Consider the following 15,933-nt stretch of genomic DNA (forward strand, 5'->3'; position numbering starts at 1 on the left):
TTCAAGCAATTGACCGGGATTCAGCAAAGGTTGAGACTCTCCGGTATCACCATGAGTGCACTGCACCCATGATACGTTAGCGCCAATGGGTGCCGCCCCCCTCCTCACATAGGTATGGGCGCGGCCTCTTTCTGCATGGGCGGGCTTTGTTTCTCGATATTCTTTGCGATAGCAGCCATCTCCTCGCCCAGCATGCGGATGATATCGTCCATCGTGACGATCCCGATCAGCTTCCCGGCATCGTCGACGACCGGCATCCTCCTGATACCCTCTGCGGTCATCTTCTGGATGGCCTCATAGACCCCCATGCTGTCCCGGAACGTGATCACGTCCCGGGTCACGATATCCCCTGCCCGTACCTCACCGGGATTCCTCTCCTGTGCCATGACCCTGACCGTGAGATCGCGGTCGGTGAGTACGCCGACGGGCCGGTTGTCGCCGGTGACGATGACGACGCTTCCGACGTTCTTCTCTCCCATGACCCTCGCCACCTCCACCGCCGGCGTGTCCGGCGAGACGGCGACGACCTGCTCACGGCAGCACTTCACAAGTCCCATATACGTTACCTCCGTTGACGACTGAACCCCATGCCGGGGATGATATATGAACGTAACCCCCGGCCGGGCCTGACTTATTTCCTTATATGCAATTGAAGCGATATCATGTACCGCACAAATGGACTGGCTACTGATTATTCTGACCGTGGCGGGTCTTTCAGTCTTCGAGATCGTCTCAAGCATCGATAACGCCATCATCAACGCCGACGTTCTTGTGACAATGGGAGAGAGAGCCCGGAGGTGGTTCCTCCTCTGGGGCCTGATCATCGCGGTCTTCGTGGTCCGGGGGCTCCTGCCGTGGCTGATCGTCTGGATGACGACGCCGTCGCTCGGACCTCTGGGCGCGCTGCTTGCGACCTTCTCCAGCGACCCGGCGGTCGTGGCCGCGATCGAGGAGTCGGCCCCGGTCCTCCTGATCTTCGGGGGAACGTTCCTCGTCTTCCTCTTCTTCCACTGGCTCTTTGTGGAGGAGAAGAACTGCGGGCTCCGGAGCGAAGCGTTCTTCTCCAGACAGGCCGTCTGGTTCTACGCGGTCGTCTCGATCCTGCTTGCCGCCCTTGTCTGGTTCGCCCTCCAGATCAACGCCATGATGGGGTTTGCGGCCGTGCTCGGCTCGACCGCCTTCTTCATCGTTCACGGGTTCAGGCAGAACGCCGAGGTGCAGGAGGCACGGCTGAGACAGCCCGGGATCTCAGACCTCTCAAAGGTCGCCTACCTGGAAGTTCTTGACGCGACCTTCTCGATCGACGGCGTCATCGGGGCGTTTGCCTTCACCCTCTCGGTCCCTCTTATCCTGATAGGGAATGGTATTGGGGCCGTCGTGGTCAGGGAACTGACCGTCCGGGGCGTCGACCGGATCAGGAGTTTCTGCTACCTCAAGAACGGTGCGATGTACTCCATCCTGGTGCTTGGGACGATCATGCTCGCTGACAGTTTCGGGTTCCATATCCCGGCCTGGCTCTCGCCGATAGCGACGTTCGCCATCGTCGGCTACTTCCTCTACCGCTCGGTGCAATACCGGAAAAATGGGGCGTCGGGTGCCGCGTGACCGAACAGCCCCGGCCCGAAAAGGTTTATCCGGGTCCGGCAACGAAATGTAGTCCCATGAAGAAGATATCGATTGGACCACGGACACTCCTCTACCCCCACCCTGACCTGATCATCGGGACCTACGGCCCCGGCGACCGGCCGGACGCCATGGTCGCTGCATGGGGCGGTATCTGCTCGTCCCAGCCCCCGGCGGTGGCGGTCTCGGTCCAGAAGGTCCGGCAGACCTACGAGAACCTGACGAGCGAGCGCGAGTTCACGGTCAGCATACCGTCGGTGGACTACGTGAAGGAAGCCGACTACTTCGGTATCGTCTCGGGCAGGGATACGGACAAGTTCGCCGCTACCGGGCTCACGCCCGTGAAGGGCGACCTCGTGAACGCGCCGTATGTCGGGGAGTTCCCGGTCGTCCTCGAGTGCCGGCTCCTTCAGACGGTCGAGATCGGGATGCACACCCAGTTCATCGGGGAGATCCTGGACGTCAAGGTGGACGAGAGCGTCCTCGGGCCGGACGGCAAGCCCGACATCGCAAAGATCCGGCCGTTCGCCTACGACTCGATGCGGCGGGAGTACTACGGGTTTGGCGGTGTGATCGCAAAGGCGTTCTCTGTGGGGAGAGAGATCGAAAAGTAACTTTTTGGTTCCAAACGTTCCCCTGTTTTTCCGTGGAACTGCCGTCCTGCAGCGCCCTACCCCTCCCTGACCAGGGGTCGTCACCGCCGGCGGTCCCGCTTTACCTCGACCCACCGCTTCCTCTTCCCGCACCGCTCACACCGCTGCTCCCACTCGATGACGTTTGATGAGTACTCGTCGTAGCCGTGCCTCCTGCCCCACCGGTGGAGCCCGATTCTGCAGAGGATGAGCCCGATGGTTGTCATAGGTCTCCTACAGAATGTTCTTCCCTCCGGCCGGATGAACGTTACCCTCCCCAGGCAGACGGTTTTCGTGCCGAATCTTGGGAGAATCGCGTCTGAGAAGGTTTTTATCCTATGATGCCGGAGCCTTATCTGTCGAACAGCAGAACGGAGGTACGTATGGCGTTTATCTACTACGGCCAGGGAGTCTCATCCCTCTACCGGGACTTTGTGGAGCGGCTGATGTCGCAGCTCGCGCTCAGGGGTACAGAGATCACGCACCAGAATGTCGGTGATACGGTTTCGACGATGGATATCCGGCATACCGGCGAAGAGGGGAAGATGGAGGTCGTGATCGACCGGGAGAACGTCCGGGTGAGTTATACCGTCGACCGGGAGCGAAAGGAGGTCAAGAAAGGTATCGCGGGCGCCATCGCCGGGGCCGGCCTCGGTGGTCTCCTCGGCGGCATCATCCGTGGCGACCGGGATATCGGCGACGTCATCGGTGGTGCGGCGGCCGGCGGGGCATACGGGGCATACGACGGCTACGAGGCTTCCCGCGAGGAGCGGACCGCGTTTGCCGGTGTGCTTGCTGAGGCGGTCAGGGACGTCGAGGACGAACTCCAGGCGATCCTCGAAGGGCAGGCGGAGGCCCGGGAGGCGCTCCGCGAGCGCGGCCGGCAGAAGCGGGAGGAGGACGAGGCCCGGATCGAAGAGTTGCGGGAACACCTGGAAGAACTCTACGGCGACCTCCTCGCCGTCCAGGAGGAGATCGAACTTCTTGATGCCGAGGGGCTGGACATCAGGAAGCCCAGATCACGGATTGACCGGGCCGAGACGCTCTATGGAGAGGCGGAAGCGGCGCTCGAAGACGGCAACCACGCGGTCGTGAAGGCAAAGGCGAAGGCCGCCCGCGCCATGGTGGAGGGCGCTCAAGACCTTCTCTCAAGCATCGGGGCTGAATAAGGCCCCGGTCCATCTTTTCAGGGTATAATTTCGCAACTGTTGTACTTCTGGTGCTCGAAGTCCTTCATCCGGACTCTCCCCGCATCAAGGAGAGCCTGGACCTCGGGCAGCGCCGCCTTGAGCGCCTCGTAGAGATTCTCCACCGTCCCGCAGACGATCTTTCGCCCCTCCTCCGGCCAGGGGCGGGTGATGTTTGAGTAGAGGCACCGGCCGCCACAGAAGTCGAGGAGACCGCATTCCGTGCAGGGGCTCCCCACGGTCGTCACCGGGAGGTGGAGCGGGTCGGCGGTCCTGATGTGCCCGACGTAGTAGTCCTTCATCCCAACCATGATGGGACAGGGGGCGATATGCCCGTCGGTCATGATGCTGTAGTTCGCGTGGCCGCACCCGCACCTGAGCATGCTTGGACGCGCAAACAGCATGTCCTGCATGGGGTCGATGAAGGGGTACCACCGGAGCACCCGGCTGCTCTCCCGCATTGTCTCGACCCAGAACCTGACAAGCGACCTGATGCCGGGGTTGTAGTTCTCCTCCACCCACGCGGCGTAGTCGCGCATATGGTAGTCGTTCCAGAAGTTCGCGTCCATCTGCCAGTGAACGGCGGGAAACGAGAACCGGTCGTTTTCCGTGAGGTAGCGGACCGCCTCAACGATATCGGTATCCTCGGTCACCGTCATCCGGGCTATCACCTCCCCGGCAAAGCCGCCATCCATCAGGTTCTGGAGGTTTCTGGTGATCCGCTCAAACGTCCCTTCCCCGCGGTGGGCGTCGGTGAGCCTCTCGGGACCGTCGATGGAGACCAGGATCGTGTCGAAGCGGTTCGCGACCGCGGGTTCGAGACGGTCGAGGAGCGTGCCGTTGGTGTGCAGGATCAGCGCCGATACCGGCGCCGTGCTGACGACCTCCCGGACGAGGTCAATCGCAAGCAGGGGTTCCCCGCCGTAGAGGGTCAGCACCGCGTCGGGGTCCTTTGCGAGAAACCGGTAGAGGTCGTTGAGGTCAATATCGAGGTCCACCGGGAGGTCTTCGTCGATGGCGATATCGGGCAGTTCCGGGGGATCGACGACAAACGCCTTCCCACGGCAGTAGGTGCAGCAGAGGTTGCAGTTGTCGGTCAGGATGAGATGGTAATACACGGAAGGTCTCTTACAGGTTGGGGGCCGGGCGGGAAAAAGGTGAGGTTACAGGGGCCTCCCGCCGTTTCGTAGAGGGTTTCTGCGAGGCTTTTTGGGCGGATGGCAGTGAGGTTGCGGGAAGGTTTCATGGACCAGCAGCATCCGGCCCCTTCACCGTCAGGGCGAGTTTGATATCCTGCAACATCCCGGGTTCTCTTGCATTTTCGAGGTAGAGCTCGATCGCTTCACGGATGTTCTCAAGCGCCTCCCCGGGTGTATCACCGCAACTGGCAACCTCGAGTTTCTGGCAGTGTGAGACATACACCCCTCCTCTTCCCAGATCAAAACCGTCAGTTGCACTTTCACCAATCACGTCACCCTCGGTAATTACACAATCCATCCGCCTGCTATAACACTCTCCTTTTCGCTCAGGGTTCAGCGGGGTTGGTGTTGGGCAGGCCGTACCCTCAGGCAATCCCATCCCGGGCCGCCACCCCCCGAAAGTCGCACCGGCTCAGGGCTCATCGCGACCGGCGCAAAGCAGAAGTCCCTGCAAGGATAAACGGACTCCTATGCCTGAAGCAAGAAAAGAGAACCTCACCGAACAGGTCATCGACCCACGCGACCTCGTCGCCTACCAGCCCGGATCAATCGTCAGCCGGATGCTCGTCTACACGAAGTCCGGCACGATCACGGTCTTCTCCTTCGATGCGGGCGAAGGCCTCTCTGAACATACCGCACCCTACGACGCCATCCTCCAGGTCCTCGACGGGGAGGCGCTCATCACCATCACCGGCACCGAATACCCGATGAAGGCGGGCGACCTGATCATCATGCCGGCAAACAAGCCCCACGCGGTCCATGCCGTCACCCGCTTCAAGATGATGCTGACGATGATCCACGCCTGACCCGGCTGCAGTCCCAAACCCCGGGTTTTTTATAGGCGGATGATCTGACACCTTTTTTAAACGTATTCCGGGAGACCGTTGTTCGACGGTGTATCCTGCAACCGGCTTGGCAAGAACCTGTCATGGCCGGTTAACGCCCCGCACGGCGGTGCCCGGTCCTGTGGAAGTACGGGACAATAATACGGCGATGACAACCTCCCCCCTCTCCCCCGACGAATCGAGGACGACGGAATGGCACGCCCTTACGGCGGATGAAGCAGCCAGGCAGCTTGCATCGCCGCCGGAAGGCCTCACGGACGCCGAGGTTGCCCGGCGGCGGGAAGTCTTCGGGGCAAACGCCCTCCCGCAGAGGCGGCCGCCGACGGTCTTTGAGGTCTTCCTCCGCCAGTTCACGAGCCCGCTCATCTACGTCCTCCTTGCGGCCGGGATCATCTCCCTTCTCTTCGCCGATTTCACCGACGCGGTCTTCATCTTCATCGTCATCCTGATCAACGCGGTCATCGGAACATTCCAGGAGGTGAGGGCGGAGAGGAGCGCAACAGCCCTGCAGCAGATGCTCAGGATCTACGCACAGGTGAGGCGGGACGGCCGTGATGCGACCGTTCCGGCCGAAGACCTGGTCCCCGGCGACCGCGTCTCCCTGGAGTCGGGCGACCGCATCCCGGCAGATATCCGCATCCTCCGGACCAGAGCGCTCACCGTCGACGAGTCGCTCCTGACCGGCGAGTCCCATGCGGTCGGGAAGAAACCTGACCCCGTTGACGCATCCCTCCCGCCCGGCGACCGCCTGAACATGCTCTACGCCGGCAGCACCGTCATGAGCGGTCGGAGCACCGGGATCGTGGTCGGGACAGGCCGGCATACCGAGCTCGGGCAGATCGCCGAGACGGTCGCCGCGTCGGAGATGGGTAAACCCCCGCTTGTCCTTCGTATGGAGGATTTCTCGCGGAAGATCAGCATCGCTGTCCTCGCCGCCGCCGGGCTGCTTGCGATCATCGTCCTCGGCCAGGGGATGCCGCCGGTTGAGGTCTTCTTCCTCGCCGTAGCCCTTGCGGTCTCGGCGATCCCCGAGGGGCTGCCGATCGCACTGACCGTCGCGCTCTCGGTCGCAACCTCACGGATGGCGGGGCGCAACGTCATCGTCAGGTTCCTCGCCGCCGTGGAGAGTCTTGGGAGCTGCACACTGATCGCGAGCGACAAGACCGGCACCCTCACGGTGAACCAGCAGACTGCCCGGGTCGTTGCCCTGCCCACGGGCGAGGAGTTCTCAGTCACCGGGGCCGGGTATACGGGCGAGGGAGAAGTTCTCGATGAGAGTGGCGCCCCGGTAGCAGGGCCGGATCGCCACCGGCTGGAGCGCCTTGCCCGGGCCGCAACGATCTGCAACGAGGCGGGTCTGGAACTGGTCGGTGAGGGGGACTGGGCGCACCGGGGCGATGCGATCGATGTTGCGTTCCTCGCGCTCACCTACAAGCTGGGGCTTGACCCCGGCGCTATCCGTGCGGATGCACCCATCGTTGCCGAGATCCCTTTCGAGTCAGAGCAGCGGTATGCCGCCGTCTGGTACCGGGAGGAGGATGCAGTCCGGGTGGCGGTCAAGGGGGCTGTCGAGACGGTTCTCCCGTTCTGCCGGACCATGGCAGGGGAGCGGGAAGGCGAGACCCCGCTCGACCTGGATCGCGTACAGGAGGAGCTCGACGGCCTCACCTCCCGGGGCTACCGGGTGCTTGCCGTGGCCCATGGTCACGTAGAGGGACCGGTACCTGCGGAGAGCCCCGAGATCCCTCCCCTCGAAGTTCTCGGTCTGGTCGGGTTCATCGACCCGATTCGCCCCGACGTTCCCGATGCCGTGCGGCGGTGTCGCCGCGCCGGGGTCGACGTGGTGATGGTGACCGGGGATCACCCCGCAACGGCGCTCGCCATCGCGCGGGAACTTGAGATTGCTGACTCTCCTGACGAGGTGATCACCGGTGCGGAACTGGGAGATTCAGAGATCCCGACGTTCTCTGAGTTCATCGACCGGGTGAAGCGGGGTCGGGTCTTTGCCAGGGTTACGCCGCTGCAAAAGCTCCGGATCGTCGAAGCCTACCGGGAGAGCGGGGCGTTTGTCGCGGTCACGGGGGACGGGGTTAACGACGCGCCGGCGCTCCGGAGCGCGAATATCGGGGTCGCGATGGGTTCCGGGACCGACGTCGCCAAGGATACGGCGTCACTGATCGTCACTGACGACGATTTCGCCTCGATCGTCGCCGGGATCGAGGAGGGGCGGTATGCCTACGACAACGTCAGGAAGGTTGTCTACCTCCTGATATCGACGGGTTTTGCGGAGGTTCTCCTCTTCATGCTCGCCCTCATCGTGGGCCTTCCGTTGCCCCTCCTTGCGGTCCAGCTCCTCTGGCTGAACCTGGTGACGAACGGCATTCAGGACGTGACGCTTGCGCTTGAGGGGGGAGAGCCCGGTGTCATGGACCGGTCGCCACGAAGGCCGGAGGAGGGGATCTTCAACCGGCTGATGATAGAGGAGACGCTCCTCTCCGGCACGGTGATCGCGCTGGTCGCGCTCGGTGCCTGGTACTGGCTCCTTTCAAACGGATGGGACGAGTTCGCGGCCCGGAACCTGGTTGTCCTGCTGATGGTGCTCTTCGAGAATTTCCATGTCTTCAACTGCCGGTCCGAGTATCAGTCGGCCTTCCGTGTCCCGATCAGCCGCAACTACTTCCTGGTGGCCGGCGTCGTTGCCGCGCAGGGTGTGCATATCCTCGCGCTCTACACCCCCATCCTCCGGGATATCCTCCAGGTGCAGCCGGTCTCCCTGGTCGAATGGCTCTCGCTGCTTGCCCTCGCTTCCCTGGTCGTGGTCGTGATGGAGGTCTTTAAGGCCGTCAGGAAGCACCATCCTCAGGGTCACCAGACCGGGTAGGGGGGCGGGTAGGCCCCCTCCCGGTAGGGGAGGAAGACCTCGCTTACCCGGCTGCCGTCGGCAAGATTGGTCATAACGATGCTCCGCTGTGAGATCGTGTAGAGGGTGTCGTCCATGAAGAGCGACCGCCGCACCGCGTCCGGTGCGTTCCAGGCGTAGGAGGGCCCCTTCTCCCCGTGCGTGACCGTCCCCTCCAGGGTGAACCCGGAGGAGGGGTTCACCTGGTAGACATAGGCTCCCTGCCAGGTCGTGGTGCTGTAGGAGCCCGGGTACCTCGACGAGGGGTTCTCGACCCTCTTTATCTCGCTCACCGGGATGACGAGGAGGTCTTTTTCCTGTATGAAGAGGAAGGCCTTGTGGTCGCGGAGCGCCTCCGAGTCGGTCCCGGCCTCCCCGATCACGACGGCGTCAACCTGGATTGGTTTGTTCACGTCCGAGACATCGAAGAGGGCGAGCTTGAGACCCCCTACCGAGACGCCGCCCCAGCCGTTCTCGTCTGTCTCTTTCCCGATACCGATGATGTGGTCGGCGTCATAGGGGTGGAGGTAGTCTGAGTAGCCCGGGATCTTGAGTTTCCCAAGGATGCCCGGGTGGTTCGGGTCAGAGAGGTCGATGACGAAGAGGGGGTCGATCCGCTTGAACGTCACCAGGTAGAGCCGGTCGCCGACGAACCGGGCGGCGTATATCCGCTCGTCAGGTGCGATATGCTCGAGCGTCCCGATGGTCTTCATCGAAGGATCGAGGACGTAGACGTTGTTGTACTGGATCTGCCCCTCCCGCGTCCAGCCCTCGACGGTCGTCGCGACCCGGAGGTTGCCTGCGTGCTCATCGAGCGAGAACTGGTTTAAGAGGTGCCCGGGGACCTCCCCCATCGCCTGGTAGTCGATCGCTCCCCGCTTGATCGCGAACCGGTGGATGATCGTCTGGTCGCGGATCCCCTCAGAATAGGCCGGTCCCGTGTTCCGGTAGCCGATATAGAGGTTCTCCTGCGATGCGAAGAGGGTGGTGTCGTAGCCGAGGAGGAACGTCTCGGCATCGGTGGCGCCCGTATCCTTCCGGACCGAGAAGGCGCTTGCGGTGTAGAAGACGTAGTTCTGCATGGGGGTTTTTGGGTGGTAGACGTCGGGCTGGACAGGCGCCGCGCTGCCACTCCTCACCTCAGGGAGGACGATATCGTCCCGCACCCAGACGGGAGACTCCCGCGTGAGGGTGTAGACGTAGTCCCCGACCATCCGGGCGTCGTAGTAGTCGCCGGTGAAGGTCAGGTCCCGCACCAGCTCCGGTTCGGCCCGATTCCCGACCGCGTAGACGTAGGCGTGCGTCACCGTCCGCCAGACCGGGACCGGTGTTACGCTCCCCTCCGGGGTGGTCATCTGCTGCTCCTCTGCGACGGCAAAGACCACCAGGCGGTCGCCAGCGAGGAAGAGCGCCGCCGGGCGGCCGTCTACCTGGGTTTCAGAGACAATTTTTGCGGTCTTTGCCGGGAACGCCTCCACGATCGCGAGGGTCCTGCCAGAGATGATGTAGATGTACTTCCCGTCGTTCTTCACGAAGTCGGCCTCATCCACGCCCTCCACCTGCACGTTTGTGGTGGAGTAGTCGCGGGCAGAGGATGTCGGCGCGGCCGTTACTGCCGGCGCCGGTGCCTTCACTGCGCTCTCCCGCCCGGCGCCCCCCGGAACTTGGGGATAGATGCCGTCGTTCCACCCTCCCTGCGCGTGCTCCTTTAGGAATTCCCTGAGTTCCTCTTTCGACGCAAACTTCTGTAAGTCCCCCCAGGTCTCCTCCCCGGCATCCTCAGACGCGAGGGCGGTCCCGATGATCGCGGCGATCACCAGGCACCCGATGCAGGCCACCACCGCCGGTTTCCAGTTTCCCATACTCGTTCACCTTCCGGTAAAGGGAGATGCACCCGCCGATGTATCATCTTTGTGTAACCTACGAATATCTTCGAAGCCTTCCGCCGAAGTTCCTCACCCGACCGGTGCCGCCGCAAAGGCCCATGCGATGTAGGCGGCGTAGCCGATGAGCATGAGGGCCGACCAGCCCCTGACGACGGACGGGCGCGCAAAGAGCAGGGGGAGGATAGCGACCGTGAAGAGGACGACCGCGATGATGTCGGCCCATGACCCGATGGTGACCGGGGCGAGGAGGAGGCTTACCCCGAGGACCAGAAGGAGGTTGAAGATGTTGCTCCCGAGGATGTTGCCGACTGATATGGCCCCCTCGTTTCGTAAGGCTGCGACAAGTGAGGTCGCGAGCTCCGGGAGCGACGTGCCGACGGCGACGACCGAGAGACCGATCACGAAGGCCGGGATCCCGAACCCTTCAGCGATTGTGACAGCGCTCTCGACGACCAGGCGGGCCCCGATGATGACGGCGACGAGCCCGAGACCGATGTAGAGGGCGTCGGCCCACCCGTGGGACTTGATATGGACACCACCCTCCTCGCGGCGCTCCCTCCAGAGGACGGCGAGGATGACCACGAAGAGGATGAGGAGCACCACTCCGGAAAGGGCGCCGAGCGTGCCCAGGGTGGCGAGCAGGGCGAACGCTGCCGTCGCAACAAGCATCATCACGGTATGCTGGACGAGCGCGGGGCGCGATGTTCCCGACGCCGCGATCATGTCCGGCCTGATGAATGTGCAGAGGGCCAGGATAAGGGCGATGTTTGCGATGTTGCTCCCGAGGACGTTCCCAAGCGCGATGGCCGTATTTCCCGTGGCTGCGGCGTTTGTGCTGACGACGAGCTCGGGGAGGGAGGTGCCGAACGCAATGATCGTAAACCCGATCAGGGCCGGGGAGATGCTGTGCCGGAGGGCAAGGCCGCTCCCGCCGCCGACAAAGAGGTCGGCCCCCTTGACGAGGAGCGCTATGCCGATGATGAATATGATGACGGTCAGTATCACGGGAATGCCTCAGGCGTGCTGGTACCGGTTTGGCGGGAATCTCATAATACGTTTCCGAGGTCGGTGTGGCGGGCGCCGAAGAGCATATCCTCCTCCCCGTCCAACGATGATGGAATACTGGTGCCGGCATGATTCTGCCGGATCCCGGTGTGGAGGCCGTCGCAACGCTTTCTTTTGACGAAGAGATCGACGCTCTTGAGCAGGAACTCGCTGATCTCCTCCGGTTCCCTGAGGAGGAGTTCATCGATATCATACGGGACGTGGGGTTCTTCTGCGACTGCTGCGGCCGGTGCTGCACCCGGGAGTTCAACGGCCACGTCTTCCTGCTGGAGGAGGACACCGACCGGGTCAGGTCATTTCGGCCTGACGCCATCGTCCCGGCGCCCGGCTACGACGCCTGCGATCAAAAGGGAAGGTTCTACGTCTCTGGCTACGCCCTCAGAACAAAGCCGGACGGGTCCTGCATCTTCCTCGAAGGGGGCCGGTGCAGCGTCTACGACCGGCGGTTCTCCATCTGCCGGGTCTACCCCTACATGCTCCACCGGGAGGCCGACGAGAGGGGCGCGGTCGACTGGCGGCAGATCAGCGGCTTGAACGAGCACGGGTGCTACAACACCCCGATCGACGACGCTGAGTGCGCCCGTATCGCCAGAGAGACCCGGGCATACGAGGCGGCGTTTCTTGATCAGGAGATCAGGTTCCGGCGGGCCCTCCGGGACCTCTTCGCCCGGGAAGGACTGCGCTACGTCCGGCGGACCTACGACCTCTTGATGCGCGATTTCCGGAAGGGCGCGGAGGTCGAGGTCCGGGTCTTCCACCGCGGACGGTTCGAGTTGCACCGGGTCACCCGCGGCACGTACGCGCAGCAGGGGATCTGACTTTTCCGGAAGGCCCCTGACACGTCGGTATCATCCTCCTGTACTTCTGATCCCGCCGATCTGGATCCAGGGATCCTCGATCATGAAACTGACCATGACATAGGTGTCATCGCTGTACGGTGAGTTCAGCGCATCGACGAGAGCAGCCGCTGCCTCATCGGCGGGAAGTCCGGCAAGATCGACTGTCGTCCCGCCGGGAACCGTTATCGTGCTGTCCGATACGACCCGTACATCCTGCTTGCCGTTGCCCATCGGGTGTTGCACGATCGCAAAGTAGCGGCCGGGGGAGAGATCCGCAGTCTCGCTCCGCTCCAGCGTGTAGCGGTAGATTCCGTCGCTTCCGACGTCCACGGGTTCGCTCAGGAGCCGGTAGTTCTGACCGAAGACCCAGACGTAGACCGCGTCCGGGTTTCCGGTAGCGATGCCGGAGATCGTCACGGGGTCTCCCCGGGCGACCACCCCCGGTGCGCCGGTGAGGGGCTGCTCTCCGGTGACGTTCTCTGCGGCGACGACGATGCCGCCGAAGGCCAGCGCCGCGAGCAGTATGAGGAGGGCGTACCATCGTCTGTCTGTTGTCAAATGTCCACCCACGGTGGCCCGGTGCACCCGGGTTTATATTAAGGTATGGAGTGCAGGATCCACCGGGTGCCTGCCCACCCGCGCCGGCGGTATTCCGGGGCTGGCAGCACGTACCGGTCGCCGGGGCATGCCCCAACGGTCCATTCGATCCTCCATGACGCCGGTCACCGGCAGACTCTGCAGGACCACCAGGATCGCTATCCGAGCCATCCACCCTGGATGGGAGTCATACGCTTCCGTAACGATCGTTCTCCCGGCGTTCGGCCCGGTTCTGTGTCCCCGAGCGGCCGGGAGAACGTTCTCCAGGACTTCCGGCGGTTGCCGTACCACGGGCACATTTTTCACGTAGTGACCTGAACCTGAATATGAAGTACATGCCTGGAGGATGCTGCACTGCAGGGGTGATGCGCGGTTCCTGACGTTACTGCCTGCATCGATATGGAGTTTGGCCACGTATATGGCACCCATCGTGCGGTCGTCATGCCGGTCGAGATCGGGGTGGTTCTCCACGACCCGGAAGAGGACCGGCCGCGGTTTCTCGGCGAGACGTTCCGCCACGACATCGACGTGGAACTCTGGAGAAACGTGACCGACGCCCGCGGAAAGACCCTCGGGGTGACCGCATCGGTTGCAAACCTCTGGCGCGGCGAGTACCAGAAACCGTTCCTGCGGAGTCACCGCCTCCCGGGATACCAGGTGCAGGCCGCCAGGGAGGTGGCCCGGGCGGCGTTTGCCGACCTCGGCCTCTTCATGCAGCGGCTCTCGGGCGACGCTGATATCTCAACCCTCACCTTCTTCGCCGACGGGATGGAGATGATGGCGTTTGAGCAGGCCGGTGTGGATACGGACGAATTTTCCCGGGTCGACCTCCAGCGTGATATCCGGCGGCGCCTCGGGATGAAGGACCATCTCTCGCTCGACCGGGTCTCGACCATCATCGGGTTCTCCTCCTCGAAGGCCCAAATCCGGTCCGGGCACTTCTCCTACCAGGTTCCTCCGGTCCTCCGGCACTTCATCAAGCCCCACCGGGCGCTGGGTGACGCCGCCCGGATATTCCTCCTTTCCCGGGAACTTGCAGAGGCTGGAGAGACTTTTGAGGCCCGTGCGCGTGCCTATCTCGGGCAGCCTGCCATGCCCCGGGCCGGGTATGCCGCCGCGGCCTGATGCCCCGCGGCCCGCCGGGTAAACCTTTATAGCGCTCCATGGCGACCAGAGCCCCGCCATGGAGCGGGAGTATGATGTCATCGTTATCGGGACCGGTGTCGCCGGTTCCGATGTCGCCTGGCACTGCAGGGAAGCCGGGATGCGGGTAGCGATCACCGATCACCAGACCTACGGGGGGACATGCGCTCTCCGGGGCTGTGTCCCAAAGAGGGTGCTCGCCGGTGCCGCGGAGGTGGTGGCGCGTGTCCATGACCAGCAGGGGAGGGGTCTCAGGGGGGAGGTATCGATCGACTGGGCGCAGCTGCTCGCCTTCGAGCGCTCGTTCACCGACCCTGTTCCCCGGAGGAAGGAGGAGCGCTTCCGGAGGGCGGGCATCCACACCTGGCGGGGGTTCGCCCGGTTTGCCGGCCCGAACCGGGTGGCGATCGGCGACGACCTCTTTTCGGCACGGTACATCGTGATCGCCACCGGTGCACACCCCCGGCCGCTCGACGTCCCGGGTGCGGATCTCGTGACCCAAAGCGGCGACTTCTTCTACCTTGAGACACTCCCGGAGCGGATCGTCTTCATCGGCGGGGGCTACATATCGTTTGAGTTCGCCCATGTGGCCGCCAGGGGCGGGGCGAAAGCGACCATCCTCCAGCGGAGCGGTCGGGTGCTCAAGGGATTCGATCACGAGATCGTCGACCGGCTGGTGCAGGCGTCGAGGGAAGTCGGGATCGACGTGCAGATGAATATGCCGCTTCTCTCAGTCGAGAAGACCGCCGCCGGTCTTCTGGTGCGGGCCGGGAGAGAGGGCGAGGAGGAGACCTTTGAAGCGGATATAGTCGTCCACGGTGCCGGGAGGGTCCCCGCGATCGAGGGGCTCGACCTTGCGGCCGGAGGGGTCGAGACGGACCGGCGGGGGATCCGGGTCAACGAATACCTCCAGAGCGTCTCAAACCCGGCCGTCTACGTGGCCGGGGACGTAAACACGCGAGGGGTGCAGCTGACGCCGGTGGCGGTGAGGGACGCCCATATCGTCGTCGACAACATCCTGAACGGGAATGCGCGGGCCGCGGACTACTGGGTCGTCCCGAGCGCCGTCTTCACAAACCCGCTCATCGCGTCAGTCGGGCTCACGGAAGAGGCGGCGAAGGAGAAAGGGATACCCTACATCGTCCACGCCGGCGACCTCTCGGAGCGCTTCACGAATCGGGGTATCAACCAGAAGCATGTCGGCTACAAACTCCTGATCGAGAGCGACTCCCGCAGGATCCTCGGGGCCCACCTCATCGGGCACCACGTAGAAGAGGTGATCAACATCTTCGCTCTTGCGATCAAGCACGGGTTGACGGTGGACGATCTCACGCTGGACGCGATCCCCTGGGCCTACCCGAGCAACACCTACGATATCATCCATATGGTCCATCCACTGGTGCGGATGTGAGGGGGCGCGTCGGCGTGGTGGACCATTTCACCTGCAGTGGGGATTCTGGTGCGTGGGTTCGGTCGCCACCGCACGCGGAAGTGCGCGAAGCAACGCAGCGTGTGAAATGTTAGATGCACGATGCAGCAGTTATCATTCAAAAAAGATGCTTTGGGGCGGCTCCGCACCCCATCCCATTCTCACGCCCCGGCGCCGGCGCTCTCCTCGGCCGGTTTCTTCGCGGGCTTCTCGGGCTTCACGTAGGTGATGGTATGGCGTTCCACCACGTGCTCCACCACCGGCGGGAGGTACTCCTGCTCCATTGTGAGGCTCCCGAACGGGCAGCCCTCGACGCAGTCGCCGCAGGCGATGCACCGCATGCGGTCGATCTCCCAGACCTTCGCCTCCTTATCGAGGTGGATCGCCTCGCACGGGCACCGCCTTGAACAGAGCCCGCAGGAGCGGCACGTGGCAGGGTCGAAGGTGACATGCCCCCGGGTGAGGGGGCTTGTCCGTGCCGGGACCGCAGGATACCGCCGGGTGGCCGGCCCCCTCGCAAGGTTCCGGAGGACTGTTTTTGTCATCTCAAAGAGTCCCATGCCTTCTTCACCTCTCCGTGCAGCTGATG

At 63.3% G+C, this 15,933-nt stretch carries 16 protein-coding genes; 8 read left to right on the forward strand and 8 right to left on the reverse strand.

What is annotated here, in order from left to right; all coding sequences use genetic code 11:
- Positions 1–104: 104 nt before the first annotated feature.
- Positions 105–557, reverse strand: coding sequence for a CBS domain-containing protein (locus tag BP858_RS07820; protein ID WP_286879222.1), 453 nt, complete (start codon positions 555–557; stop codon positions 105–107).
- A gap of 118 nt (positions 558–675) precedes the next feature.
- On the opposite strand from BP858_RS07820, the gene BP858_RS07825 reads away from it, so the two are divergent.
- Together BP858_RS07825 and BP858_RS07830 are read left to right on the forward strand one after the other, a co-directional pair.
- A complete protein-coding gene (locus tag BP858_RS07825) occupies positions 676–1,605 on the forward strand; it encodes a DUF475 domain-containing protein (RefSeq protein ID WP_286879223.1) in 930 nt (309 codons plus the stop codon).
- Between the two features lie 56 nt (positions 1,606–1,661).
- Positions 1,662–2,237: a flavin reductase family protein gene (locus tag BP858_RS07830; protein WP_214166974.1), complete on the forward strand. Its 576-nt coding sequence runs from the start codon at positions 1,662–1,664 to the stop codon at positions 2,235–2,237.
- Positions 2,238–2,317: 80 nt separating this feature from the next.
- On the opposite strand, the gene BP858_RS07835 is transcribed toward BP858_RS07830, so the two are convergent.
- Positions 2,318–2,482: a hypothetical protein gene (locus tag BP858_RS07835; RefSeq protein ID WP_214166975.1), complete on the reverse strand. Its 165-nt coding sequence runs from the start codon at positions 2,480–2,482 to the stop codon at positions 2,318–2,320.
- Between the two features lie 156 nt (positions 2,483–2,638).
- Here BP858_RS07835 and BP858_RS07840 point away from each other — a divergent pair, with 156 nt between their 5' ends.
- Entirely contained in the window at positions 2,639–3,424 is a 786-nt protein-coding gene (locus BP858_RS07840; RefSeq protein WP_074174907.1) for a hypothetical protein, read from the forward strand.
- A gap of 17 nt (positions 3,425–3,441) precedes the next feature.
- Here the strand turns inward: BP858_RS07840 and BP858_RS07845 are convergent, their stop codons facing one another.
- Together BP858_RS07845 and BP858_RS07850 are read right to left on the reverse strand one after the other, a co-directional pair.
- Positions 3,442–4,560, reverse strand: a complete 1,119-nt coding sequence (locus tag BP858_RS07845) for a TIGR04084 family radical SAM/SPASM domain-containing protein (RefSeq protein WP_214166976.1) — start codon at positions 4,558–4,560, stop codon at positions 3,442–3,444.
- Between the two features lie 124 nt (positions 4,561–4,684).
- On the reverse strand, positions 4,685–4,939 hold the full coding sequence (locus BP858_RS07850) for a type II toxin-antitoxin system HicB family antitoxin (protein ID WP_286879224.1): 255 nt from the start codon (positions 4,937–4,939) through the stop codon (positions 4,685–4,687).
- A 172-nt stretch (positions 4,940–5,111) separates the two neighbouring features.
- Here BP858_RS07850 and BP858_RS07855 point away from each other — a divergent pair, with 172 nt between their 5' ends.
- On the forward strand, positions 5,112–5,447 hold the full coding sequence (locus tag BP858_RS07855) for a cupin domain-containing protein (protein WP_074174909.1): 336 nt from the start codon (positions 5,112–5,114) through the stop codon (positions 5,445–5,447).
- Between the two features lie 187 nt (positions 5,448–5,634).
- Positions 5,635–8,367, forward strand: coding sequence for a cation-translocating P-type ATPase (locus tag BP858_RS07860; protein ID WP_074174910.1), 2,733 nt, complete (start codon positions 5,635–5,637; stop codon positions 8,365–8,367).
- On the opposite strand, the gene BP858_RS07865 is transcribed toward BP858_RS07860, so the two are convergent.
- Together BP858_RS07865 and BP858_RS07870 are read right to left on the reverse strand one after the other, a co-directional pair.
- Positions 8,352–10,247, reverse strand: coding sequence for a beta-propeller domain-containing protein (locus tag BP858_RS07865; protein ID WP_074174911.1), 1,896 nt, complete (start codon positions 10,245–10,247; stop codon positions 8,352–8,354). The genes BP858_RS07860 and BP858_RS07865 overlap by 16 nt on opposite strands.
- A 93-nt stretch (positions 10,248–10,340) precedes the next feature.
- A complete protein-coding gene (locus BP858_RS07870; protein ID WP_074174912.1) occupies positions 10,341–11,276 on the reverse strand; it encodes a calcium/sodium antiporter in 936 nt (311 codons plus the stop codon).
- 128 nt (positions 11,277–11,404) lie between these two features.
- Between BP858_RS07870 and BP858_RS07875 the strand changes: the two genes are divergently transcribed.
- Complete coding sequence (locus BP858_RS07875; protein WP_286879225.1) at positions 11,405–12,154, forward strand: YkgJ family cysteine cluster protein; 750 nt, start codon at positions 11,405–11,407, stop codon at positions 12,152–12,154.
- Between the two features lie 30 nt (positions 12,155–12,184).
- On the opposite strand, the gene BP858_RS07880 is transcribed toward BP858_RS07875, so the two are convergent.
- Positions 12,185–12,733: a hypothetical protein gene (locus tag BP858_RS07880; RefSeq protein WP_286879226.1), complete on the reverse strand. Its 549-nt coding sequence runs from the start codon at positions 12,731–12,733 to the stop codon at positions 12,185–12,187.
- Positions 12,734–13,213: 480 nt separating this feature from the next.
- On the opposite strand from BP858_RS07880, the gene BP858_RS07885 reads away from it, so the two are divergent.
- Together BP858_RS07885 and BP858_RS07890 are read left to right on the forward strand one after the other, a co-directional pair.
- Positions 13,214–13,897: a hypothetical protein gene (locus BP858_RS07885; protein WP_214166979.1), complete on the forward strand. Its 684-nt coding sequence runs from the start codon at positions 13,214–13,216 to the stop codon at positions 13,895–13,897.
- 58 nt (positions 13,898–13,955) lie between these two features.
- The gene (locus BP858_RS07890) at positions 13,956–15,326 is read left to right on the forward strand and encodes a dihydrolipoyl dehydrogenase family protein (RefSeq protein WP_062263997.1); all 1,371 of its coding nucleotides are present in this window, start codon (positions 13,956–13,958) and stop codon (positions 15,324–15,326) included.
- Between the two features lie 179 nt (positions 15,327–15,505).
- On the opposite strand, the gene BP858_RS07895 is transcribed toward BP858_RS07890, so the two are convergent.
- The coding region (locus tag BP858_RS07895; RefSeq protein WP_286879228.1) for a 4Fe-4S dicluster domain-containing protein at positions 15,506–15,933 on the reverse strand (428 nt) is incomplete at its 5' end.

Origin of the sequence: Methanoculleus sp. UBA413 (genome assembly GCF_002502935.1) — an archaeon.
Lineage (GTDB): Archaea > Halobacteriota > Methanomicrobia > Methanomicrobiales > Methanoculleaceae > Methanoculleus > Methanoculleus bourgensis.